This window comes from Variovorax jilinensis, assembly GCF_030316885.1.
GTDB lineage: Bacteria > Pseudomonadota > Gammaproteobacteria > Burkholderiales > Burkholderiaceae_C > Variovorax > Variovorax jilinensis.
Map to the genome: position 1 here is coordinate 68,246 of NZ_JASZYQ010000011.1, position 21,358 is coordinate 89,603.

General features: G+C 67.7%; 24 protein-coding genes. 18 read left to right on the plus strand and 6 right to left on the minus strand.

All coding sequences use genetic code 11. The features are described 5' to 3' along the window. Positions 1 to 69: 69 nt before the first annotated feature. The gene (locus QTH87_RS25050) at positions 70 to 828 is read right to left on the minus strand and encodes a sulfite exporter TauE/SafE family protein (protein ID WP_286613009.1); all 759 of its coding nucleotides are present in this window, start codon (positions 826 to 828) and stop codon (positions 70 to 72) included. Positions 829 to 1,124: 296 nt separating this feature from the next. After that, positions 1,125 to 2,753, minus strand: coding sequence for a GMC family oxidoreductase (locus QTH87_RS25055; RefSeq protein ID WP_286613011.1), 1,629 nt, complete (start codon positions 2,751 to 2,753; stop codon positions 1,125 to 1,127). A gap of 174 nt (positions 2,754 to 2,927) precedes the next feature. Between QTH87_RS25055 and QTH87_RS25060 the strand changes: the two genes are divergently transcribed. Genes QTH87_RS25060 through QTH87_RS25075 form a run of 4 tightly spaced genes read left to right on the plus strand, consistent with a single transcriptional unit; the run spans position 2,928 to position 6,640 of the window. Continuing rightward, positions 2,928 to 4,094 (plus strand): MlaE family ABC transporter permease, encoded by a 1,167-nt coding sequence (locus tag QTH87_RS25060; protein WP_286613013.1) that lies wholly within the window; start codon positions 2,928 to 2,930, stop codon positions 4,092 to 4,094. Next, positions 4,094 to 4,939, plus strand: coding sequence for an ABC transporter ATP-binding protein (locus tag QTH87_RS25065; RefSeq protein WP_286613014.1), 846 nt, complete (start codon positions 4,094 to 4,096; stop codon positions 4,937 to 4,939). Before QTH87_RS25060 ends, QTH87_RS25065 begins: the two co-directional genes overlap by 1 nt. A gap of 5 nt (positions 4,940 to 4,944) precedes the next feature. Beyond that, positions 4,945 to 5,928, plus strand: a complete 984-nt coding sequence (locus QTH87_RS25070) for an MlaD family protein (protein ID WP_286613016.1) — start codon at positions 4,945 to 4,947, stop codon at positions 5,926 to 5,928. Positions 5,929 to 5,941: 13 nt separating this feature from the next. After that, positions 5,942 to 6,640, plus strand: coding sequence for an ABC-type transport auxiliary lipoprotein family protein (locus QTH87_RS25075; protein WP_286613017.1), 699 nt, complete (start codon positions 5,942 to 5,944; stop codon positions 6,638 to 6,640). A 22-nt stretch (positions 6,641 to 6,662) separates the two neighbouring features. On the opposite strand, the gene QTH87_RS25080 is transcribed toward QTH87_RS25075, so the two are convergent. Next, the gene (locus QTH87_RS25080; protein ID WP_286613053.1) at positions 6,663 to 7,304 is read right to left on the minus strand and encodes a MarC family protein; all 642 of its coding nucleotides are present in this window, start codon (positions 7,302 to 7,304) and stop codon (positions 6,663 to 6,665) included. A gap of 14 nt (positions 7,305 to 7,318) precedes the next feature. Continuing rightward, positions 7,319 to 8,065 carry an SDR family oxidoreductase gene (locus QTH87_RS25085; protein WP_286613019.1) on the minus strand — a complete coding sequence of 249 codons (747 nt, stop codon included), beginning with the start codon at positions 8,063 to 8,065 and terminating at the stop codon, positions 7,319 to 7,321. 74 nt (positions 8,066 to 8,139) lie between these two features. Between QTH87_RS25085 and QTH87_RS25090 the strand changes: the two genes are divergently transcribed. From QTH87_RS25090 to QTH87_RS25110, 5 genes are all read left to right on the plus strand, one after another. Further along, positions 8,140 to 8,760 (plus strand): 2-hydroxychromene-2-carboxylate isomerase, encoded by a 621-nt coding sequence (locus tag QTH87_RS25090; protein ID WP_286613021.1) that lies wholly within the window; start codon positions 8,140 to 8,142, stop codon positions 8,758 to 8,760. A 2-nt stretch (positions 8,761 to 8,762) separates the two neighbouring features. After that, positions 8,763 to 9,446 (plus strand): dienelactone hydrolase family protein, encoded by a 684-nt coding sequence (locus tag QTH87_RS25095; RefSeq protein WP_286613022.1) that lies wholly within the window; start codon positions 8,763 to 8,765, stop codon positions 9,444 to 9,446. 11 nt (positions 9,447 to 9,457) lie between these two features. Beyond that, positions 9,458 to 10,366: an amidohydrolase family protein gene (locus QTH87_RS25100; protein ID WP_444812844.1), complete on the plus strand. Its 909-nt coding sequence runs from the start codon at positions 9,458 to 9,460 to the stop codon at positions 10,364 to 10,366. Positions 10,367 to 10,534: 168 nt separating this feature from the next. Then, positions 10,535 to 10,885, plus strand: coding sequence for an alpha/beta hydrolase (locus tag QTH87_RS25105; RefSeq protein WP_286613023.1), 351 nt, complete (start codon positions 10,535 to 10,537; stop codon positions 10,883 to 10,885). A gap of 211 nt (positions 10,886 to 11,096) precedes the next feature. Then, entirely contained in the window at positions 11,097 to 11,462 is a 366-nt protein-coding gene (locus tag QTH87_RS25110; protein WP_286613025.1) for a DUF4148 domain-containing protein, read from the plus strand. 56 nt (positions 11,463 to 11,518) lie between these two features. On the opposite strand, the gene QTH87_RS25115 is transcribed toward QTH87_RS25110, so the two are convergent. Together QTH87_RS25115 and hemB are read right to left on the minus strand one after the other, a co-directional pair. Beyond that, positions 11,519 to 12,649, minus strand: coding sequence for a magnesium transporter CorA family protein (locus tag QTH87_RS25115; protein WP_286613027.1), 1,131 nt, complete (start codon positions 12,647 to 12,649; stop codon positions 11,519 to 11,521). A gap of 14 nt (positions 12,650 to 12,663) precedes the next feature. Further along, complete coding sequence (gene hemB, locus QTH87_RS25120) at positions 12,664 to 13,668, minus strand: porphobilinogen synthase (protein WP_286613029.1); 1,005 nt, start codon at positions 13,666 to 13,668, stop codon at positions 12,664 to 12,666. A gap of 320 nt (positions 13,669 to 13,988) precedes the next feature. Here hemB and QTH87_RS25125 point away from each other — a divergent pair, with 320 nt between their 5' ends. The 9 genes from QTH87_RS25125 to QTH87_RS25165 all read left to right on the plus strand — a co-directional run. Beyond that, positions 13,989 to 14,417, plus strand: a complete 429-nt coding sequence (locus QTH87_RS25125; RefSeq protein WP_286613030.1) for a CopD family protein — start codon at positions 13,989 to 13,991, stop codon at positions 14,415 to 14,417. 4 nt (positions 14,418 to 14,421) lie between these two features. Then, positions 14,422 to 15,561, plus strand: coding sequence for a VanZ family protein (locus QTH87_RS25130; protein WP_286613032.1), 1,140 nt, complete (start codon positions 14,422 to 14,424; stop codon positions 15,559 to 15,561). Between the two features lie 44 nt (positions 15,562 to 15,605). After that, a complete protein-coding gene (locus QTH87_RS25135; RefSeq protein WP_286613034.1) occupies positions 15,606 to 15,959 on the plus strand; it encodes a (2Fe-2S) ferredoxin domain-containing protein in 354 nt (117 codons plus the stop codon). Positions 15,960 to 15,963: 4 nt separating this feature from the next. Continuing rightward, complete coding sequence (locus QTH87_RS25140; protein WP_286613036.1) at positions 15,964 to 16,596, plus strand: alpha/beta hydrolase; 633 nt, start codon at positions 15,964 to 15,966, stop codon at positions 16,594 to 16,596. Between the two features lie 24 nt (positions 16,597 to 16,620). Then, a complete protein-coding gene (locus tag QTH87_RS25145) occupies positions 16,621 to 17,790 on the plus strand; it encodes a D-alanyl-D-alanine carboxypeptidase family protein (protein WP_286613038.1) in 1,170 nt (389 codons plus the stop codon). A gap of 162 nt (positions 17,791 to 17,952) precedes the next feature. Continuing rightward, the gene (gene rpsL / locus QTH87_RS25150) at positions 17,953 to 18,330 is read left to right on the plus strand and encodes a 30S ribosomal protein S12 (RefSeq protein ID WP_013543948.1); all 378 of its coding nucleotides are present in this window, start codon (positions 17,953 to 17,955) and stop codon (positions 18,328 to 18,330) included. Between the two features lie 149 nt (positions 18,331 to 18,479). Continuing rightward, positions 18,480 to 18,953: a 30S ribosomal protein S7 gene (rpsG, locus tag QTH87_RS25155; protein WP_158723439.1), complete on the plus strand. Its 474-nt coding sequence runs from the start codon at positions 18,480 to 18,482 to the stop codon at positions 18,951 to 18,953. Positions 18,954 to 19,040: 87 nt separating this feature from the next. Further along, complete coding sequence (gene fusA / locus QTH87_RS25160; protein WP_286613041.1) at positions 19,041 to 21,143, plus strand: elongation factor G; 2,103 nt, start codon at positions 19,041 to 19,043, stop codon at positions 21,141 to 21,143. A gap of 109 nt (positions 21,144 to 21,252) precedes the next feature. Then, positions 21,253 to 21,358 (plus strand): GTP-binding protein (locus tag QTH87_RS25165; protein WP_007829589.1); only part of this gene is annotated, 106 nt, incomplete at its 3' end.

The following is a 21,358-nucleotide window of genomic DNA, read 5'->3' on the forward strand; positions in this document are numbered from 1 at the left end:
CCCGGCAAAGCCGGTTCCGCGGTGTTTCCCGAACGGGCCGGACTTCGGCGTCCGGGGCAAGCCGCACTGCTATCGAAGGAATGCGTCGTAGAACGTCTTGAGGATCAGTGCGCCCACGACCCCGATGAACACGCGGCGCACGAAGCCTGCGCCGTGGCGGATCGCCACGCGTGCGCCGACCACGCTGCCGATCACGTTGGCCACCGCCATCGTGAGCCCGAGCTGCCACAGCACATGGCCCTTGAGGCCCAGCAGCAGCAGGGCGCCGAGGTTGGTCATGGTGTTGAGCAGCTTGGCCGAGCCGGCGGCGTTGAGGAAGTCGTAGCCGAGCCAGCGCACGAACAGGAAGACGAAGAAGCTGCCGGTGCCGGGGCCGAAGAAGCCGTCGTAGAGGCCCAGCAGGGCACCGATCGCGCCCGTGGCATAGAGCTCGGCCCGGCCGCTGAAGCGTGGCCTGTGGTGCACGCCCAGGTCCTTGCGTGCCAGGGTGTAGAGCAGCAGCGCGACCAGGATCACCGGCAGCAGCTTGCGCAGGAATTCGCCGGGCACCACGGTGACGGCCCAGGCCCCGACGATGGAGCCTCCGAAGGCCAGCGCACCGGCCGGCAGCAGGGTGCGCCAGCGCAGTCCGACCCGGTGATGGAACTGGGCCGCTGCCGCGGCCGTGCCCCAGACCGAGGCGCTCTTGTTGGTGCCCAGCAGGGTCGCGGGCGCTGTGCCGGGGAGCACGCTGAAAAGCGCAGGCACCAGGATGAGGCCGCCGCCACCCACGATGGAATCGATGAAGCCTGCGAACAGCGAGGCAAGGGCGAGCACCAGAACTTCCATGGGCGAAATTGTCTCATCCGGCAAACGCGCCCGATCCACTGGCGCGGCTGCGGCGCGGACGTATCGCCACGGTGCGAACAGGCAAAAAAAAAGGCGCCGACCAGCGGCGCCTTGCTCAAAAAAACGGCATCTCGAACGGATGCCTTGTCTTGCTTGTTCTGATTCTGGAAAGATGTCTCCTCGGTCCCCCGCGCTACGGGCTGGCCCGTTTGCGAGTGCCCGGACTTTAATTCGGCGCACCGTCGCAGTGCATCGGGGATTACCCGCCACCTGAAACAACTGGAAACGCCGCCCGCTCAGGAAGCGGCCTCGCGCACCCAGGCCGCGGCCTTCTCGGCCAGCATGAGCGTCGGGCTGTTGGTGTTGCCGCTCGTGATGGTGGGCATCGCGCCCGCGTCGACCACGCGCAGGCCCTGGATGCCGCGCACGCGCAGGCGCGAATCGAGCACCGCCAGCGGATCGCCGTCGGCGCCCATGCGCGTGGTGCCGACCGGATGGAAGATGGTGGTCGCGATGTCGCCCGCCAGCCGCGCGAGCTCCTCGTCGGTCTGGTACTGGGGGCCCGGCTTCCACTCCTCGGGGCTGTACCTGGCGAGCGCGGGCTGGCCGGCGATGCGGCGCGTGACGCGCAGGGAGTCCGCAGCCACCTTGCGGTCTTCCTCGGTGCTGAGGTAGTTGGGTGCGATCGCCGGCGCGTCCTGCCAGCGGGCGCTCTTGATGCGCACCGTGCCGCGGCTGGTCGGGTTCAGGTTGCAGACGCTGGCGGTGAAGGCCGGGAAGCTGTGCAGCGGCTCGCCGAAGGCATCGAGCGACAGGGGCTGCACGTGGTATTCGAGGTTCGGCCATTCGTGCGCGGGCGAACTGCGCGTGAAGGCACCGAGCTGCGACGGCGCCATGCTCATCGGGCCGCTGCGCTTCATGAGGTATTCGAGCCCGATCTTCGCCTTGCCCAGCTTCGACGAGGCCATGACATTGAGCGTGGGCGCGCCGTTGATCTTGTAGACCGCGCGGATCTGCAGGTGGTCCTGCAGGTTGGCACCGACGCCCGGCAGGTCTGCCACCACGTCGATGCCGTGCGAGCGCAGCAGCTCGGCAGGGCCGATCCCCGACAGCTGCAGCATCTGCGGCGAGCCGATGCTGCCCGCGCACAGCAGCACCTCGCGCGTGGCGTGGGCCGTGACCATCTCGTGGCCGTCCCACACCTGCACGCCGGTGCAGCGCTGCGTGCCGTCGGGCTGGGGCTCGATCAGCAGCCGGGTCACGTGGGCATTGACCCACATCTCGAAGTTGGGCCGCGCATAGCAGGTCGGCCGCAGGAAGGCCTTGGCCGTGTTCCAGCGCCAGCCGTCCTTCTGGTTGACCTGGAAGTAGCCGACGCCCTCGTTGTTGCCGCGGTTGAAGTCGCTGCTGTGCGGAATGCCGGCCTGCTGCGCGGCCTGCGCGAAGGCATCGAGGATGTCCCAGCGCAGCCTTTGCTTCTCGATGCGCCACTCGCCGCCGGCGCCATGCATCTCGTCGGCGCCCAGGTAGTAGTCCTCGTGCTGCTTGAAGGCCGGCAGCACGTTGTTCCAGCGCCAGGTGTCGTCGCCGGTGAGCGCGGCCCACTGGTCGTAGTCGCGCGACTGGCCGCGCATGTAGATCATCCCGTTGATGCTCGACGAGCCGCCCAGGGTCTTGCCGCGCGGATAGCGCAGCGTGCGGCCGTTGAGGCCCGCATCGGGCTCGGTGCTGTAGAGCCAGTCGGTGCGCGGGTTGCCGATGCAGTAGAGGTAGCCGACCGGAATGTGGATCCAGTGGTAGTCGTCCTTGCGGCCGGCCTCGATCAGCAGCGTGCGCTGCTGCTTGCTGCGGGTCAGGCGGTTGCACATCAGTGCGCCGGCCGTGCCGCCGCCGATCACGATGTAGTCGAAGGTGGTGTCGCTCATTCGCTTGCGTTGTCTCTCTGGTGGTTCTCGGGCCGGTCTGTCGCGGTGCCGATTGTGGCAAAAGGCCGCCGCCGTGCGCGATCGCCTACGCGCAGGGACGCCAATCGCGCCGCGGGGCGCGTACGCACCCGGTTACGATGCTGCGTCGTTGCTTTTTACTGCCTGCCGCTGTCCATGCCCACCGATTCGCAGACGCCTGCCGACGCGCCGGACGCGCAGCGCGCGCAGCCGCGCGTCGACGAACGCGAACAGGATGGCGGCCGCTGGGCGATCGCGAGCGGGCGCTGGACCGTCCTCGGCATGTCGACGCCTGCCACCTGGGGCGAACTCTCGGAGAGCCTGAAGCGCGTGCCGCCCCAGGACGACCGGGCCTGGGACCTGCGCCCGATCGTGCAGCTCGACCACATCGGTGCGCAGCTGCTGTGGAACCACTGGCGCCAGGCCTGGCCGGCGAGGCTCGAGATGGATTCGCAGCACAAGGCGGTGCTCGATCAGGTCGCCCAGTACACCTGCAGCCCGCCGGTCGAGCCGACGCACACCCTGGCTGACCGCGTGCGTGCCTTCGTTCACAACGGCCCGCGCATCATGTTCGTGGCGCGCGACTACCTGGCGCTGGTGGGCCAGCTGGTGCTCGACCTCGGCAAGCTGCTGCGCGCGCCGCACCGCGGCCCGTGGCGCGACTTCTCGGGCCAGATCTACCAGTTCGGCACCACCGCGCTGCCGATCACCGCGCTCGTGGGGCTGCTGATCGGCGTGGTGCTGGCCTACCTGACGTCGCAGCAGCTGCGCCAGTACGGGGCCGAGACCTTCATCGTCAACATCCTGGGGCTGTCGCTGATCCGCGAGCTCGGTCCGGTGCTGGCCGCGGTGCTGGTTGCGGGCCGCTCGGGCTCGGCGATCACGGCCCAGATCGGCGTCATGCGCGTCACCGAAGAGCTCGACGCGATGCGCGTGATGGGCATCCCGCACGGTTTCCGGCTCGTCATGCCGCGGGTGCTCGCGCTCGCGATCGCGATGCCGCTGATCAGCATGTGGACCTCGATGGCGGCGCTCGCCGGCGGCATGATCGCGGCCGACCTCGCGCTCGACATCTCGCCCCAGTACTTCATGTCCGCGCTGCCGCGCGCGGTGCCGATGTCGAACCTCTATCTCGCGCTGTCCAAGTCGGCCGTGTTCGGCGTGCTGATCGCGCTGATCGGCTGCTACTTCGGCATGAAGGTCAAGCCCAACACCGAGAGCCTCGGCCGCGGCACCACGTCGTCGGTCGTGACCTCGATCACGGTGGTGATCCTGGTCGATGCCCTGTTCGCGGTGCTGTTCAAGGGCGTGGGACTTCGCTGATGGCCGACCTGCAAAACCCCCGGGACCCCGCCGCCGAAGCGGCCGAGCGCGTGGTCGAGATCCGCAAGCTCTGGACGGTCTTCAAGTCGGCCGACGGCGAGCAGGTGGTGCATCGCGACCTCGACCTGTCCCTGTACCGCGGAGAGGTGCTGTCGCTGGTCGGCGGCTCGGGCACCGGCAAGACGGTGCTGCTGCGCCAGATCCTCGGCCTCGAGCATCCGACCCGCGGCGAAGTCTCGGTGCTCGGCAAGCCGCCGGGCCAGCTCAGCGCGATGGGCGCGGCCAACGTCGGCATGCTGTTCCAGCACGGCGCGCTGTTCTCGGCCTTCAGCGTGCTCGAGAACATCGCCTTTCCGCTGCGCGAGCTCAAGCTCTTGCCCGACGACCTGATTCGAGACGCTGCGCTGGTCAAGCTGCAGATGGTGGGGCTCACGCCGCAGCAGGCCGGCAAGAGCCCGTCCGACCTCTCGGGCGGGATGACCAAGCGCGTGGCGCTGGCGCGCGCGCTGATCATGGACCCGCCCTTGCTGCTGCTCGACGAGCCGACCGCAGGCCTGGACCCCGAGAGCGCCGACAGCTTCTGCGACCTGCTGCGCGGCCTGCACCGCGAGCTGGGCCTGACGGTCGTGATGGTCACGCACGACCTCGACACCTTGTTCGACCTCAGCAGCCGCATCGCGGTGCTGGCCGACCAGAAGGTCATCGTTTCCGGAACGGCGCGCGACGTGATCGCCTATCCGCATCCGTTCATCCACGAGTACTTCCTGGGCGGCCGCGGCCAGCGCGCCATGGAAGCGCTGCACGAAGGGGCGGCCAGCAGGCCGGCTCCGCTGACAGAAAGGTAGCCGCCATGGAAAACAAGTCGCATGCCATCGCCGCCGGGGCCTTCGTGCTCGGCCTGGTCGCCGTGCTCGTCGCGCTGGTGGTCTGGCTCACGCGCGACACCGTGGTGCGCAACACCTACGAGCTGTCGACCCGCGATGCGGTCAGCGGCCTGCAGCCGCAGGCGATGGTGCGCTACCGCGGCATCGCGGTCGGCAAGGTGACGTCGATCGGCTTCGACCCGAAGACCAAGGGCAACGTGCGCGTGCTGTTCACCGTCGATGCCCAGGTGCCGCTCACCAAGTCGACCTTCGCGACGCTGAGCTACCAGGGTGTCACCGGCCTGGCGTTCATCGCGCTCGACGACAAGGGTGAATCGCAGGTCGCGCTGGTGCCCGACAACGCCGACCCGCCGCGCATCCCTCTCAAGCCGTCGCTGCTGGCGCAGCTCCAGGATCGCGGCGAGATCATCATCGGCCGCGTCGAGGAAGTGACGCAGCGGCTCAACACCATGCTCGGCGACGAGAACCAGAAGCGCTTCTCGGACGCGCTGCAGAACATCTCGGCCGCAGCGGCCAGCGCCAACCAGCTCACGCAGTCGCTCGACGGCACGGTCAGGAACGGGCTCAATCCGACGCTCAAGGCGCTGCCGCCGCTGGTCGAGCGCACGCGCGAGACCATGGTGGCAGTCAAGGGCGCGGCCACCGACGTCTCGCGCGTGGCCAACAACTTCAACACCACCGTGACCCGGCTCAATGCCAAGGACGGCCCGATCGACAAGCTGGGCGAGGGCACGAAGGCGCTGTCGCAGGGCGTGGAGTCGTTCAACAACGCCACCTTGCCGCGCGTCAACCGCGTGGCCGACGACACCTCGCGCGCGGTGCGCCGGCTCGGCCGCGCGGCCGACGGCATCAGCGAGAACCCGCAGTCGCTGCTGTTCGGCAGCGGTGGCGTCGCTCCCGGTCCGGGCGAGGCGGGCTTCGTGGCGCCGCCCGCTTCCGCACGTCCCTGACGAAGGTCTTCCCATGAACGATGCATCGAACAACCAACCGTTCCTGCGCCGCGGTGCCGTCCTGGCGCTGGCGCTGCTGATGGCCGGCTGCGGCGCACTGCCGGACAAGCCCCAGCGCGCGGCCCTGTACGACTTCGGGCCCGCGCTGCCGACAGCCGCCAAGGCGGCGCCCGCGAGCCCGCCCGGCACGGCCGCGAGCGCCTCCGGTGCCGTCGTCGCGGTGCGGCCGGTGATCGCGCTCGCCGACATCGACGCCAATTCGCGGCTCGACGGCACCCAGCTCCTGTACCGGCTCGGCTATGCGGACTCGAACGAATTGCGGCCCTACGGCCAGTCGCGCTGGAGCCAGCCGCCCGCGCAACTGCTGCGTCAGCGCCTGCGCGAGGCGCTGGCGGCCGATCACACGGTGCTGGGGACCGAGGAGAGCGCCACGCTGGCGCGCGCCGACGGCCGTCGCCACGACACGCTGCGCATCACGCTCGACGAGTTCAACCAGTATTTCGAATCGCCCGAGCGCAGCATCGGCGTGGTGCGCGTGAGCGCCACGCTGTTGCGCAGCGGCCCCGGCGGCGAGCGGGTGCTGGCGCAACGCAGCTTCACGGCCGAACGGCCGGCGCCCTCGAACGACGGACCCGGCGGTGTCAAGGCGCTTGCCGCGGCCAGCGATGCGGTGGTGGCCGAAGTGGTCGCCTGGGTCGACCAGCCGCGTTAGGCCGCCGGGCCCCGGTCCGCGCTCAGAGGGTGCGGCGCAGCACCGGGAACAGCGTGCCGAGGCCTTCCGCCATCACCTCGACCGCGAGCGCCGCGAGGATCAGGCCCATCAGCCGCGTCATTACGTTGATGCCGGTCTTGCCGAGCACGCGCGAGATCGTATCGGCGAGCGAGAAGGTCACGCCGGTCGCGAGCCCGACCACCGCGCCGTAGCCCACCAGCGCCGCGAGGTCCCAGTAGTGCTGGGCCTTGTCGGCGTAGATCACGACGGTCGACATCGTGGCCGGTCCCGTGAGCAGCGGGATCGTGAGCGGCACCACGGCGATCGAGGCGCCCAGCGATGCCTTGACCTCGGTCGCGCGGATCTCGTCCTTGTTGGTCTTCGACTCCGCCGGCGCGGCGTTCAGCATGTTGAGCGCGCTGATCAGGAGCAACATGCCGCCGCCGACCTGGAAGCTCGCGATCGAGATGTTGAAGAAGGACAGCACCTGCAGGCCGAGCAGGGCGCTGACCGCGATCACCATGAAGGCGCTGAAGGCCGACACCCAGGCCGTGCGCCTGCGTTGCAGGTCGGTGCACTCCTGCGTGAAATGGATGAAGAACGGAACGATCGCAAGCGGATTGACGATGGCCAGCAGCGTGATCAGCGGCTTGACCAGGTCCATCGTCGGCGAGGCCATCAGCGCCCGCCCGTGACGTCGAGGACGGTACCCGTCACGTAGCCGGCCTCGGCCGACAGCAGCCAGACGATGCCGTTGGCGACCTCGTCGGCGCTGCCGGTGCGCTTCATCGGGACGGTGGACGCGAGCTGGAAGGCGCGGTCGGGCAGCCCGCCCGAGGCGTGGATCTCGGTGTCGATCAGCCCGGGGCGCACCGCGTTGACGCGGATGCCTTCATCGGCCACTTCCTTGGCCAGACCGACCGTGAAGGTGTCGATCGCGCCTTTGCTGGCCGCGTAGTCGACGTACTGGCCGGGCGAGCCGAGCCGCGCCGCGGCGCTAGAGAGGTTGACGATCGCGCCGCCGCTGCCGCCGTGGCGCGTGCTCATGCGGCGCACCGCCTCGCGCGCGCAGACGATGCTGCCGATCACGTTGATTCGCAGCATGCGTTCGAGCCGCGCCACGCTCATCTCGTCGACCCGGGCCTGCATGTCGACCACGCCGGCGTTGTTGACCAGCCCCGTGAGGCGGCCGAGCTTGGCATCGACCTTGGCGAACATCGCGAGCACCTGCGCCTCGTCGCCGACGTCGGCCTGCACCGTGATCGCGGTGCCGCCGCCGGCGCGGATTGCGCGCACCACCTCGTCGGCCGCGAGCGAGTTGCTCGTGTAGTTGACGGCGACCGCCCAGCCGCGCCGCGCGGCCTGCAGGGCGGTCGCGGCGCCGATGCCGCGGCTGGCGCCGGTGATCAAGAGAACCTGGTCCAAACCCCACCTCCTGCACGGAAGCCGTGCCTCAGTTAAAACCGTCAGCTTCCGATTACATCATCGAGGAGACGCTCGTGAGCCGCATCATCGACTACTACTTCACGCCGCAGAGCCCCTGGACCTACCTCGGCCATGCGCGCTTTGCCGCCATCGCGCAAGCGGCGGGCGCCACGGTGCGGGTACGGCCGATCGACTTCGGCGCCGTGTTTCCCGTGTCGGGCGGCCTGCCGCTCGGCAAGCGGGCGCCGCAGCGCCAGGCCTACCGGCTGGTCGATCTGGCGCGCTATTCGAGGCACCTCGACATCGAGCTCCATCCCAAGCCCAAGTTCTTCCCGGTGGCGAGCGACGACGCGGCCCGGCTCATCATCGCGGCCGACATGCACGACGGTTGCGACGCCGCGATGAAGCTCTGCGGCGCGGTCTTCGCGGCAATCTGGGTCCAGGAGCGCAACATCGCCGATCCCAAGGTGCTCGAGGCATTGGCGGCAGAATGCGGGCTCGATGCACGACGCGTCGATCACGCGCAGAGCCAGGCGGTGCAGGAGCGCTACGAGGACTACACGCAGCAGGCGATCGACTGCAAGGTCTTCGGCGCCCCCAGCTACGTCATCGATGGCGAGATCTTCTGGGGCCAGGACCGGCTCGATTTCGTCGAACGCGCGCTGAAGCAACCCACCACCATCCAAGGAGCATGACCATGGGTCAATTCATCGATCTCACCGCCAAGGACGGCTTCACGTTCCCGGCCTACGTGGCCGAGCCTTCCGGCAAGCCGCGCGGCGCAGTCGTCGTGGTGCAGGAGATCTTCGGCGTCAACTCGCACATCCGCGCGGTCGCCGACGGCTACGCGGCCGAGGGCTACCTCGCCGTGGCGCCGGCGACCTTCCACCGCGTCAAGCAGGGTGTCGAGCTCGGCTACACCGACGACGACATGAAGGCCGGCTTCGCGCTCAAGACCGCGGTCGAGGCGCTGCCGGCACCCGGCGTGCTGCAGGACATCCAGGCCGCGGTCGACTACGCGGCCAAGGCCGGCAAGGTCGGCATCGTGGGCTACTGCTGGGGCGGCCTGCTGACCTGGCGCGCGGCGGCCAAGGTAGCCGGGCTCGCGGCAGCGGCGCCCTACTACGGCGGCGGCATGACCACGCCCGAGGAAAGCGCACTGCAGCCCAAGGTGCCGGTGCTGGCGCACTTCGGCAACAACGACCACTGGATTCCGCTCGACAGCATCGAGGACTTCAGGAAGGCCCATCCCGAGGTCGAGGTCCATGTCTACGAATGCGGCCACGGCTTCAACTGCGACCAGCGCGGCTCCTACGATGCCGGCGCCGCCAGGCTGGCGCGCGAGCGCACGCTGGCCTTCTTCGCCCGGCATCTCGCCTGAGCGGGCCGGCCGTGAGCGCCGCGCGCAGCTTCAGCTTCCCGTCGGCGCTCGCGGCGGGCCTCGCGGCCGCGCTGCTGGCCGGCGCCGCGCCGGCCCTGGCGGCCGACTACGCCGGGCCGCTGTTCGACACCCATCTTCACTACAACGTGGAAGCCTGGGATGGCGACAGCGGGCCTTTCCCGCCCGCCGAGGCGCTGGCCCGCATGCAGCGCAACGGCGTCAAGGCGATCGTCGCCAACTCGCGGCCCAACACCGGCACCCGCACACTGGCCGCCGCGCGCGAGACGCGCGAAGCCGGCGTGACGGTGGTGCCCTTCGTGCGTCTCTATCGCAACCGCGACGACTACGGCAACTGGTTCCGCGACGAGACCATCTACGAGATGGTGCAGGCCGAACTCGCACGCGGCACGGCCAGTGGCCCCTACCAGGGCATCGGCGAGTTCCACCTCTACGACAGCGCCAACGCCAACGGGCCGGTCGCGAAGAAGCTCATCGTGCTGGCCGAGCAGAAGAGGCTCGCGGTGCTGGCCCACGTCGACGACACCGCGATCGACCTGCTGATGGCCCATGCGCCCGCGGGCGGCCGCAACCTGCGGCTGATCTGGGCCCATACGGGCATCGGCGGCCCGCCGATCGAGCGGGTGCAGGCGCTGCTCGAGCGCTACCCGCAACTGATGGGCGAGCTGTCGTACCGCCCGGGCCTGACCTGCGCCGACGGGCGGTTGTGCCCCGAGTGGCGGCAACTGATCCTGCGCTACCCGGACCGCTTCCTGGTCGGCTCCGACACCTGGGTCAACCAGCGCTGGAGCGCCTACGACGAACTCATGCGCGGCTACCGCACCTGGCTCGGCGACCTGCCGCCCGACGTGGCACGACGCATCGCATGGGGCAATGCCGCAGACATGTTCTCGGTGCGTTAGCGGGGCCATCGGGCGGCTTCGATGCATTGATGCGGCTTTGGCCTTCAATGCGCGGCATTGTTTCCAATCAACGAACACCGCGATTCCTTTTTCTACGGGTTTCCACCTAGAGATGGGCGCATACTTGTCCTCACGGAAGCACGCCGCTTCCCTCAACAAGGACATCAAATGAACACCTCGAAGATCATCGCCGCCGCCGCCCTCTCGCTCCTCGCCGCCGCAGGTGCCCAGGCCGAAACCTACGAAGGCGTCCACGCGCCGGTGTCGGCCCTGAGCCGCGCCGAAGTCAACGGCCAGGCCGTGGTTGCCGCTCGCAGCGAGAACCCGTACGCCGACAGCGCCTCGTCGCACGTCGCCCCGGCCCTGACCGCCTCGGCCGACCGCTCGGTGATCCGTGCCCAGGCCGTCGCCACCGCGCACGAGCCGAACCAGAACCTGGACCGCAAGGCCTTCGTGAACAGCGTGGTGCCGTCGCAGTACAAGATCGAGCGCTCGACCACCCGTCAAGCCGGCCTCTGATCCTCCGCGCGAATCCGGCTCCCAAGGCCGGTCCGAGTCATCGGGCCGGCCTTTCTCTTTTGGCGAGCGGAAACGGGATTGTTTCGATTGTGGAAACGCGGTGTCTCCGGACTGAGTGTTTTCCCGTAGTCAATCGGCTCGAAACTCGTGCCACAGGCCAGCCATCGCCAGCCTGGTTTTGAAGACCATCCTGATCAACCGAAGGAACTCCATGAACACGACCCGTATCCTCGCCGCTGCCGTCCTGACCCTCGCCGCCGCTGCCGGCGCCCACGCCGAGACCTACGACGGCGTTCATGCCGGCGCGTCGGCCAAGAGCCGCAGCGAAGTCGCCGCCGAAGCGGTCACCGCCGCATCGGCTCCGAACCAGAACGTGGTGCGCGGCTCGCGCGGCGCCGAGCCGTTCAACTCGGTCGCCAGCCCCGAAGCCGTGCGCGCCCAGGCCGTCGCCGCCGCCAATGCACCCGACCAGAACGTGAGCAGCGGTTCGCGCGTCAACAGCCGCGTGATCTCGACCATGAACAAGCCGGAACCCGCGGTCCAGGCCAAGAAGGACGGCGCCGTCACGGCCAAGTAAGCCGCGGCTGCCGCGTTACGAAAGCCGGAAGGTGCGAACAGCGCCTTCCGGCTTTTTCAATGGGGCCGCGCGAGGTAGCGCTTGCGCCAGAAGACCGTCACCAGCACCACCGCGATCGCGCCCATGGTGCCCATCGCGATCCAGAAGCCGTCGGCCTTGTGCACCAGCGGGATGAACTCGAAGTTCATGCCGAAGATGCCGGCGATCAGGTTGAGCGGCAGGAATACCGCGGTCAGCACGGTCAGCACCCGCATGATGTCGTTGGCCCGGTGGCCCTGCACGCTGAAGTGCATCTGCACGGCGGTCTCGGCGTTCTGCTCGAGCCGCCGCACGTGGTGCACCACGCGCTCGATGTGCTCGAGCACGTCGCGGCTGCGAACCATGACCAGTTCGCGCTCCCGCTGTTCGGCCGGGCTTCCGGGCGCGGGCAGGGTCTCGAGCGAATCGATCCAGTCCTGGATCGCACCGCGCTGGTCCTCGCAGATCTCGTCGAGGTGGTAGAGCGACTGGCGCGTTTCCATCAGGGCGCTCCAGTTGGTGAAGCGGCTGTGCGGATCGATCAACTCGGCCTGCCAGTGCTCCAGCTGACGGGTGAGCTCGCGGCGCATGTCCAGGTAGGCATCCACGATCTGGTTGATGACGCGCAGCATGAGGTCGGCCGGCCCGCTCGGGATGCGGGCCGATACCGCGCGCACGTCGAGCACCGGCCCGGCCCCGCGGCCCTCGGGCGTGGCGGCCGCGAGCAGCTTGGCCGCGAAGGCGTCGCGCACCGCGCCGTCCTCCGGATGCACCGACAGCAGGACCCGGTCGAAGACCGCGAAACCCACCGGCCGCGTGTCGACGCGGCGCAGCACGCTCGGGCCACCGCGCACGGGGCGCTCGGGTGGCGTCGAAGGCTCCTTGCCGTTGGTGGCGGCCAGGCGCCGGAACACCAGCAGGTCGTACTGCGAGGTGTAGTCGTAGCGCGAGGGCAGCTGGTCGTTGAGCAGGTCGCTCACGTGCAGGTCGAGCAGCAGCGTGTTGCACAGCGCCTGCAGCACCTCCTGCACCTGCGGCAGCGAGGCCCGGAATTCCTCTCGCGTCAGCGACAGCCACAGGTAGCCGCGCTCGCAGGCGCCAGGCGCCGCCATCGCGGCGAGCGCGTCGTGCTCGCTGATCTGCGTGCCGTCGATCTTGAAGATGCGCATGAGACGGGGCGCGCTCAGGCCCGCCTGAGGAGGCGCGCCGCGTCGAGCGCGAAATACGTCAGCACGCCGTCGGCGCCGGCGCGCTTGAAGGCCAGCAGGCTCTCGAGCATCACGGCGTCGTGGTCGAGCCAGCCGTTCTGCGCCGCCGCCTTCAGCATCGCGTATTCGCCGCTGACCTGGTAGGCGAAGGTGGGCACGCGGAACTGGTCCTTCACGCGGCGCACGATGTCGAGGTAGGGCATGCCGGGCTTCACCATCACCATGTCGGCACCCTCGGCGATGTCGATCGCGACTTCGCGCAGCGCCTCGTCGCTGTTGCCCGGGTCCATCTGGTAGACCTTCTTGTTGCTCTTGCCGAGGTTGGCGGCCGAGCCGACCGCATCGCGGAAGGGGCCGTAGAAGGCGCTCGCGTACTTGGCGCTGTAGGCCATGATGCGCGTGTGCACGTCGCCGCGCGCCTCGAGCGCATCGCGGATGGCGCCGATGCGACCGTCCATCATGTCGCTCGGCGCCACGATGTCGACGCCCGCGCGCGACTGCGCGAGCGCCTGCTTCACGAGCACCTCGACCGTCGGATCGTTGAGGATGTAGCCGCTGTCGTCGAGCAGGCCGTCCTGGCCGTGGCTGGTGTAGGGGTCGAGCGCCACGTCGGTCATCACGCCGAGTTCTGGGAAGCGCTCCTTGAGCGCACCGACCACGCGCGGGATCAGGCCGTCGGGGTTGAAGGCCTCGTCTCCGGCGGGCGTCTTGAGTCCGGCATCGATCACCGGAAAGAGCGCCAGCACCGGGATGCCGAGCGCGACGCATTGCTCGGCGACCGGCAGGAGCTGGTCCAGGCTGAGCCGCTCGACGCCGGGCATCGAGGCCACGGCATCGCGCCGCCGTTCGCCTTCCTGCACGAACACGGGATAGATCAGGTCGCTCGCCGTGAGTGCGTGCTCGCGAACGAGATCGCGCGTGAAGGCGTCGCGGCGCAGTCGACGCGGCCGGCCGGCGGGGAAGGGGGCATGGAAGGTCATGTCGAAAATTGTGCCCGAAGCTTTTTGCTGCATCGCAGTACGACGTCCACGGCGTTGGCTGCGAAGTTCAGTGTTAGATCGGAAGTGAATGGATTGGTACTAGGGATATCAACCGGAAGGTTAAAAAAACGACGCCGTTGCTTGATCGGTTGTTTGGCCTTTGTTAAATTCTGTCGCGGGCGGCTTGCCGCTCCCCGCTTTTCCTCCCTGAGCGGGTGCCTTGATGTGTGACAGCAAAAGGGCTTCCCAGCCCGGCGTTCTGACGCCGGGCTTTTTTTTGTGCGTCCCGCGTCCGAGACGCGCCACTAAACTGCCTCTCCATGCTCTGGGTCAAATCCTTTCACATCGTCTTCGTCGTGAGCTGGTTCGCGGGGCTCTTCTACCTGCCGCGCATCTTCGTCAACCTGGCCATGGTGGCGCCCGAGTCCGTGGCCGAGCGCGCGCGTCTCGTGCTGATGGCGCGCAAGCTGTTTCGCTTCACCACCTTCCTGGCCGTGCCGGCGCTGATCTTCGGGCTCTGGCTGTGGATGGGCTACGGCATCGGGCGAGGACCGGGCAGCGGCTGGATGCATGCCAAGCTGGCGCTGGTGCTGGTCACTCTCGGCTATCACCACGGCTGCGGCGTGCTGCTGCGTCGCTTCGTGGCGGGCAGCGACCGGCGCAGCCACCGCTGGTATCGCTGGTTCAACGAACTGCCGGTGCTGCTGCTGCTTGCCATCGTGGTGCTGGTCGTGGTCAAGCCCTTCTGAGCGCGTGGTCACGCCGCACAAGTCCGTTGCGCTTCCCCTCGCGCTGGCCTACGCGGCGCTGATCGTCTACGCGAGCCTCTATCCGTTCTCCGATTGGCGCGACCAGGGCATCGCGCCCTGGGCTTACCTCGCGGCGCCCTGGCCCAAGTACTGGACTGCCTTCGATTTCGGCATCAACGTCGTCGGCTACATGCCGCTGGGCTTCCTTGCGGCGATCGCGGTGATCCGCAACCGGCCAGGCACCGGGGCCGTTCCCGCGGTGCTGCGCGCGACCGCCGCGGGCGCTGCGATCGCGCTGGCGATGGAAACGCTGCAGAGCTATCTGCCCGCCCGCATCCCCTCGAACGTCGATCTCGGACTCAATGTGCTCGGCGCCTTCATCGGCGCGACGCTGGCGGCGGTGCTCGAGCGCCTCGGAGCCGTGACGCACTGGCACCGGACGCGCTCGAACTGGTTCCTCGAGGACTCACGCGGCGGCCTGGTGCTGCTGGCCCTGTGGCCGATCGCGCTGCTGTTCCCCGCCGCCGTCAGCTTCGGGCTCGGCCAGGTCTTCGAGCGGCTCGAGGCCGGCGTCGCCGACTGGCTGGTCGACACCCCTTTCATCGACTGGCTGCCGGTGCGCCAGTTCGAGCTCGAGCCGCTGGTGCCTGGCGTCGAACTGCTGTGCGTGATGCTGGGCGCGCTGGTGCCCTGCCTGCTGGGTTTCGTCGTGACCCGCTCGGTCGCGCGCCGCGCGGTGCTGCTGCCCGTGGTGCTGATCGCCGGCGTGGCGGCGTCGGCGCTGTCGGCGGCGCTCAGCTACGGGCCGCCGCATGCGTGGGCCTGGCTGAGCCTGCCGGTGCAGATCGGCATTGCCGCGGCGCTGATCGTCGGCGTGCTGCTGCTCGCGGCGCCACGGCGCTTCTGCGCGGCGCTGCTGCTGGTCGCGCTGGTGGTCCACCTGAGCCTGCTCAACCAGGCGCCCGAGAGCGCCTACTTCGCGCAGACGCTCGCCACCTGGGAGCAGGGGCGGTTCATCCGCTTCCATGGCCTGGCCCAGTGGCTGGGTTGGATCTGGCCCTTCGCGACCCTGGTCTATGCGCTGGCCCTGCTGTCGCGGCGCGGCGGCGGCCCGGCGCTGCCCGATACCCCTGCGCCCGGGTGACCCTGCCGGGACATCGCGGCCGCGGCGCTCAATAGAATGCCGCGATGTCCAGTCCCAGCATCCAGGCGCCGGCGGGCTACTACCAGCGCCACATCTTCTTCTGCCTCAACGAGCGCAAGGGCGGCGAGGATTCGTGTTCCAAGCACGAGGCCCAGGCCGGCTTCGATCGCTGCAAGTCGCGCGTCAAGGAGGCCGGGCTGTCCGGTCCCGGCAAGGTGCGCGTCAACAAGGCCGGTTGCCTCGACCGCTGCGCGGGCGGGCCGGTCGCGGTGGTCTACCCGGAGGCCGTCTGGTACACCTTCTTCGACGCCGCCGACATCGACGAGATCGTCGAATCGCATCTCCGGAACGGCGAAGTGGTCGAGCGGCTGCTGCTGCCGCCGGAAATCGGGCGCTGATGCCATGAATTCCTCGACCGAGAAGCTCAGGCTCAAGGGTGCCGCGGGTGACATCGAGGCGCTGCGCGACGTCGCTGCGGCGGGCACCCCCGCGCTCGGCGTCGCGGTGATCGCCCATCCGCACCCGCTGTTCGGCGGCACCATGGACAACAAGGTGGTGCAGACCCTGGCGCGCGCCTTCGTCGCCTGCGGCTGGACTGCGGTGCGCTTCAATTTCCGCGGCATCGGCACCAGCGAAGGCGTGCACGACGAAGGCCGCGGCGAGGCCGAGGACATGCGCGCCGTGATCGAGCAGGTGGCGCCCGAAGGCGCGCTCGCGATCGCCGGCTTCTCGTTCGGGGCCTTCGTGGCCAGCAGCGCGATCGAGGCGCTCTGGTCGACGCGCGACATCCGCCACGTGGTGCTGGTCGGCACCGCCGCGTCGCGCTTCACCGTGGCGACGCTGCCAGCCGACGCCCACGAGCGCGCTCTGGTCGTCCATGGCGAGCAGGACGATACGGTGCCGCTGGCCGCCGTGCTCGACTGGGCGCGGCCGCAGTCACTTCCTGTCACAGTCGTTCCGGGGGGCGGTCATTTCTTTCACGGACAATTGCCCCTGCTCAAGAATCTCGTCGTCCGCCATCTCCGCGCGGGCTAGTCTTTTTCCGTTTTCCGCACTCCCATGAATCGTCTTGTCGTCGCGCTGCGCGCGTTCGCGGTCGCCGCCGCCGCATCTTTCTGTCTTGTCGCCGTCGCCCAGGTGCCGGTGCCGCCCGAGGTCGCGGCACGCAGCTACATGCTGCTCGACGTCACGGCCAACCAGGTGCTGGCGCAGAAGGACATCGACACGCCGGTCGAGCCGGCTTCGCTCACCAAGCTGATGTCCGCCTACCTCGTCTTCGACGCGCTCAAGGCCAAGAAGATCACGCTGACCCAGACCCTGCCGGTGAGCGTCCGGGCGTGGAAGATGCCCGGGTCGCGCATGTTCATCGACCCCAAGATGCAGGTGCCGGTGGAAGACCTCATCAAGGGGCTGATCGTGCAGTCCGGCAACGACGCGACCATCGCGCTGGCCGAGGGCGTGGGCGGCACCGTCGAGCACTTCGTCGAACTCATGAACGAGCAGGCCAAGGCGCTCGGCATGAAGAACACCACGTTCAAGAACCCCGAAGGCCTGACCGAACCCGGCCACACCACGACCGCGCGCGACCTCAGCATCCTGGCCACGCGGCTGATGCACGACTTTCCGGAGTACGTCCACTACTACTCGATCAAGAAGTACCGTTTCCCGGGCACGCCGTCGACGAACGACACCAACCGCAACCTGCTGCTGTTCCGCGACCCGACCGTCGACGGCCTGAAGACCGGCCACACCCAGGCGGCGGGCTACTGCATGATCGTCACCGCCAAGCGGGACTTCCCGAATCTCACGGGTGGCCGGCGCCTTCTGACCATCGTGCTCGGCGCCGCGAGCGAGAACGCGCGCGCCAACGAATCGCAGAAGCTGCTCAACTGGGGCTACACGGCCTTCGACGCCGTGCGCCTGTTCGACGCCAACCAGGCCGTGGCCACGCCGCCGGTCTGGAAGGGCAAGGAAAACACGGTCAAGCTCGGCCGTCCCGAGGCCATCGTGGTCGCGGTGCCCGCGGGCTCGGCGAACAAGATCAAGACCCAGGTGGTGCGCCCCGATCCTTTGGTGGCGCCCTTTGCCAAGCTCCAGCCGATCGGATCGCTCAAGGTCACGCTGGGCGACCAGCCCGTCGCCGACGTGCAGCTGGTGGCGCTCGATGCGGTGCAGCAGGCGGGTGTGCTCGGCCGGGCCTGGGATGCCGTGCGGCTCTGGATCAAGTAACGCTTTCTTCTTTGGGTAGGCAGAGGGCGTCCTGCCTGCTATACTCGTGGGCTTTTCGGAAAATCCGAAGGGATTCACGTTTTCGGCCAGTTCTTGGCCGTACCCCGTCCGGCCGGTTCACGCCTAGGGCCTTCGGGGCTTGTTTTTGGGACTTATTCACACATGCCAACCATCAATCAACTGGTGCGTCAGGGTCGGACGGTCGAAAAGATCAATTCGAAGAGCCCTGCCATGCAGAACTCGCCGCAACGTCGCGGTGTCTGCACCCGGGTCTACACCACGACCCCGAAAAAGCCGAACTCGGCGCTGCGCAAGGTCGCCAAGGTGCGCCTCACGAACGGCTTCGAAGTCATCTCCTACATCGGCGGCGAAGGCCACAACCTGCAGGAACACAGCGTGGTGCTGGTTCGCGGCGGTCGTGTCAAGGACTTGCCCGGTGTCCGCTACCACATCGTGCGCGGTTCGCTCGACCTGCAAGGCGTGAAAGACCGCAAGCAGTCGCGTTCCAAGTACGGCGCGAAGCGTCCCAAGAAGGCCTGAGGCTTTCTGTAGTTCATCAAGCGGTGTTCGAGCGCCCTGGCCGGTGCATCGAGCGAAGTGACCCGATATTGGGTCGAGTAAGTGAGAGTTCTTGTTGGCTCTCGCGGTGTCTCGAAAGAGGCGCCAACTGAAGCAAAGAGGTTAGAAAAATGCCACGTCGTCGCGAAGTCCCCAAACGTGAAATCCTGCCGGATCCCAAGTACGGCAATGTCGAGCTGTCGAAGTTCATGAACGTGATCATGGAAGGCGGCAAGAAGGCGATCGCCGAGCGCATCATCTATGGTGCGCTTGACCAGATCGAGAAGAAGAACCCGGGCAAGGACCCGGTCGAGGCCTTCACCATCGCCATCAACAACGTCAAGCCGATGGTCGAGGTCAAGTCCCGCCGCGTCGGTGGCGCGAACTACCAGGTGCCCGTCGAAGTGCGCCCGGTCCGTCGCCTGGCGCTGTCGATGCGCTGGATCAAGGAAGCCGCGCGCAAGCGCGGCGAGAAGTCGATGGCCCTGCGTCTGGCCAACGAACTCATGGAAGCCACGGAAGGCCGTGGCGGTGCCATGAAGAAGCGCGATGAAGTGCATCGCATGGCAGAGGCCAACAAGGCCTTCAGCCACTTCCGCTTCTAAGAACTCGTCCCCCCTAATCAGACAGGCTGGAAGCCCGACCCACCGAGAGCGGTGGGCGGGCTTTCATCCGTTAACGGAGTAAATTTCATGGCACGCAAGACCCCCATCGAGCGCTACCGCAACATCGGTATCTCGGCGCACATCGACGCCGGCAAGACGACCACCACGGAACGCATCCTGTTCTACACGGGCGTCACCCACAAGCTGGGCGAGGTGCATGACGGCGCCGCGACCACCGACTGGATGGAACAGGAACAAGAGCGCGGCATCACGATCACCTCGGCGGCCGTGACCTGCTTCTGGAAGGGCATGGACCACTCGATGCCCGAGCACCGCATCAACATCATCGACACCCCGGGCCACGTGGACTTCACGATTGAAGTCGAGCGCTCGATGCGCGTGCTCGACGGCGCCGTGATGGTGTACGACTCGGTCGGCGGCGTGCAGCCCCAGTCCGAGACGGTCTGGCGCCAAGCCAACAAGTACCGCGTGCCGCGTCTCGCATTCGTGAACAAGATGGACCGTATCGGCGCCAACTTCTTCCGCGTGCGCCAGATGATGGTCGACCGCCTGAAGGCCAACCCCGTGCCGATCGTGATCCCGATCGGTGCCGAGGACAAGTTCCAGGGCGTGGTCGATCTTCGCAAGATGAAGGCCATCTACTGGGACGAGGCCTCGCAGGGCATGAAGTTCGACTACCGCGACATCCCGGCCGAACTGCTCGAGTCCGCCAAGGAGTGGCGCGAGAAGATGGTCGAGAGCGCGGCCGAAGCCACCGAGGAACTGATGAACAAGTACCTCGAAGAGGGCGACCTCACCGAGGCTGAAATCACCGCCGGCCTGCGCCAGCGCACCATCGCCGGCGAGATCCAGCCGATGATGTGCGGCAGCGCGTTCAAGAACAAGGGCGTGCAGCGCATGCTCGACGCCGTGATCGAACTGATGCCCTCGCCGCAGGACGTCCCGCCGGTCGAAGGCACGGACGACGACGAGAAGGAAACCAACCGCAAGCCGACCGACGAGGAGAAGTTCTCGGCGCTGGCCTTCAAGCTGATGACCGACCCCTACGTCGGCCAGCTGACCTTCGTGCGCGTCTACTCGGGCGTGCTGAGCAAGGGCGACACGGTCTACAACCCGGTCAAGGGCAAGAAGGAGCGCATCGGCCGTATCGTGCAGATGCACGCCAACGAGCGTCTTGAGATCGACGAAATCCGCGCCGGCGACATCGCTGCGTGCGTGGGCCTGAAGGACGTCACGACCGGCGAGACGCTGTGCGACCCCGACGCGATCATCACGCTCGAGCGCATGGAATTCCCCGAGCCCGTGATCTCGCAGGCCGTCGAGCCGAAGACCAAGGCCGACCAGGAAAAGATGGGCATCGCGCTGCAGCGCCTGGCTTCGGAAGATCCGTCGTTCCGCGTGCGTTCGGACGAGGAATCCGGCCAGACCATCATCTCGGGCATGGGCGAGCTCCACCTCGAAATCATCGTGGACCGCATGAAGCGCGAGTTCGGCGTCGAAGCCAACGTCGGCAAGCCGCAGGTGGCTTACCGCGAAACCATCCGCAAGACGGTCGAAGATGCCGAAGGCAAGTTCGTTCGCCAGTCGGGCGGCAAGGGCCAGTACGGTCACGTCATCCTCAAGCTCGAGCCGAACGAAGCCGGCAAGGGCTTCGAGTTCGTCGACGCGATCAAGGGCGGCGTGGTGCCGCGCGAGTACATCCCGGCGGTGGAAAAGGGCGTGATCGAAGCGCTGACGCAGGGCGTGCTGGCCGGCTATCCGGTCGTGGACGTCAAGGTCACGCTGCACTTCGGTTCGTACCACGACGTGGACTCGAACGAAATGGCGTTCAAGATGGCTGCCATCTTCGGCTTCAAGGAAGGCGCCCGCAAGGCTTCGCCGGTGATCCTCGAGCCGATGATGGCCGTGGAAGTCGAGACCCCGGAGGACTACGCCGGCAACGTGATGGGCGACCTCTCGTCGCGTCGCGGCATGGTGCAGGGCATGGACGACATGGTCGGTGGCGGCAAGCTCATCAAGGCCGAAGTCCCGCTGTCGGAAATGTTCGGCTACTCGACCACGCTGCGCTCGGCCACGCAAGGCCGCGCCACGTACACCATGGAATTCAAGCACTACTCCGAAGCTCCGCGCAACGTGGCCGAAGCCATCGTCGCCTCGCGCTCGAAGTAAATCCGGTTCTGTCTGCGACTCCGTGCCTCTCGTTGCCCGTGGCGAGAGAACCAGCAACGGGGTGCAGACGTTAAACCTCACACGGGCAATGCTCTTTCAAGGATAGAAAATGGCAAAAGGAAAATTCACCCGCACGAAGCCGCACGTCAACGTCGGCACGATCGGTCACGTGGACCATGGCAAGACGACGCTGACGGCGGCGATTGCCACCGTGC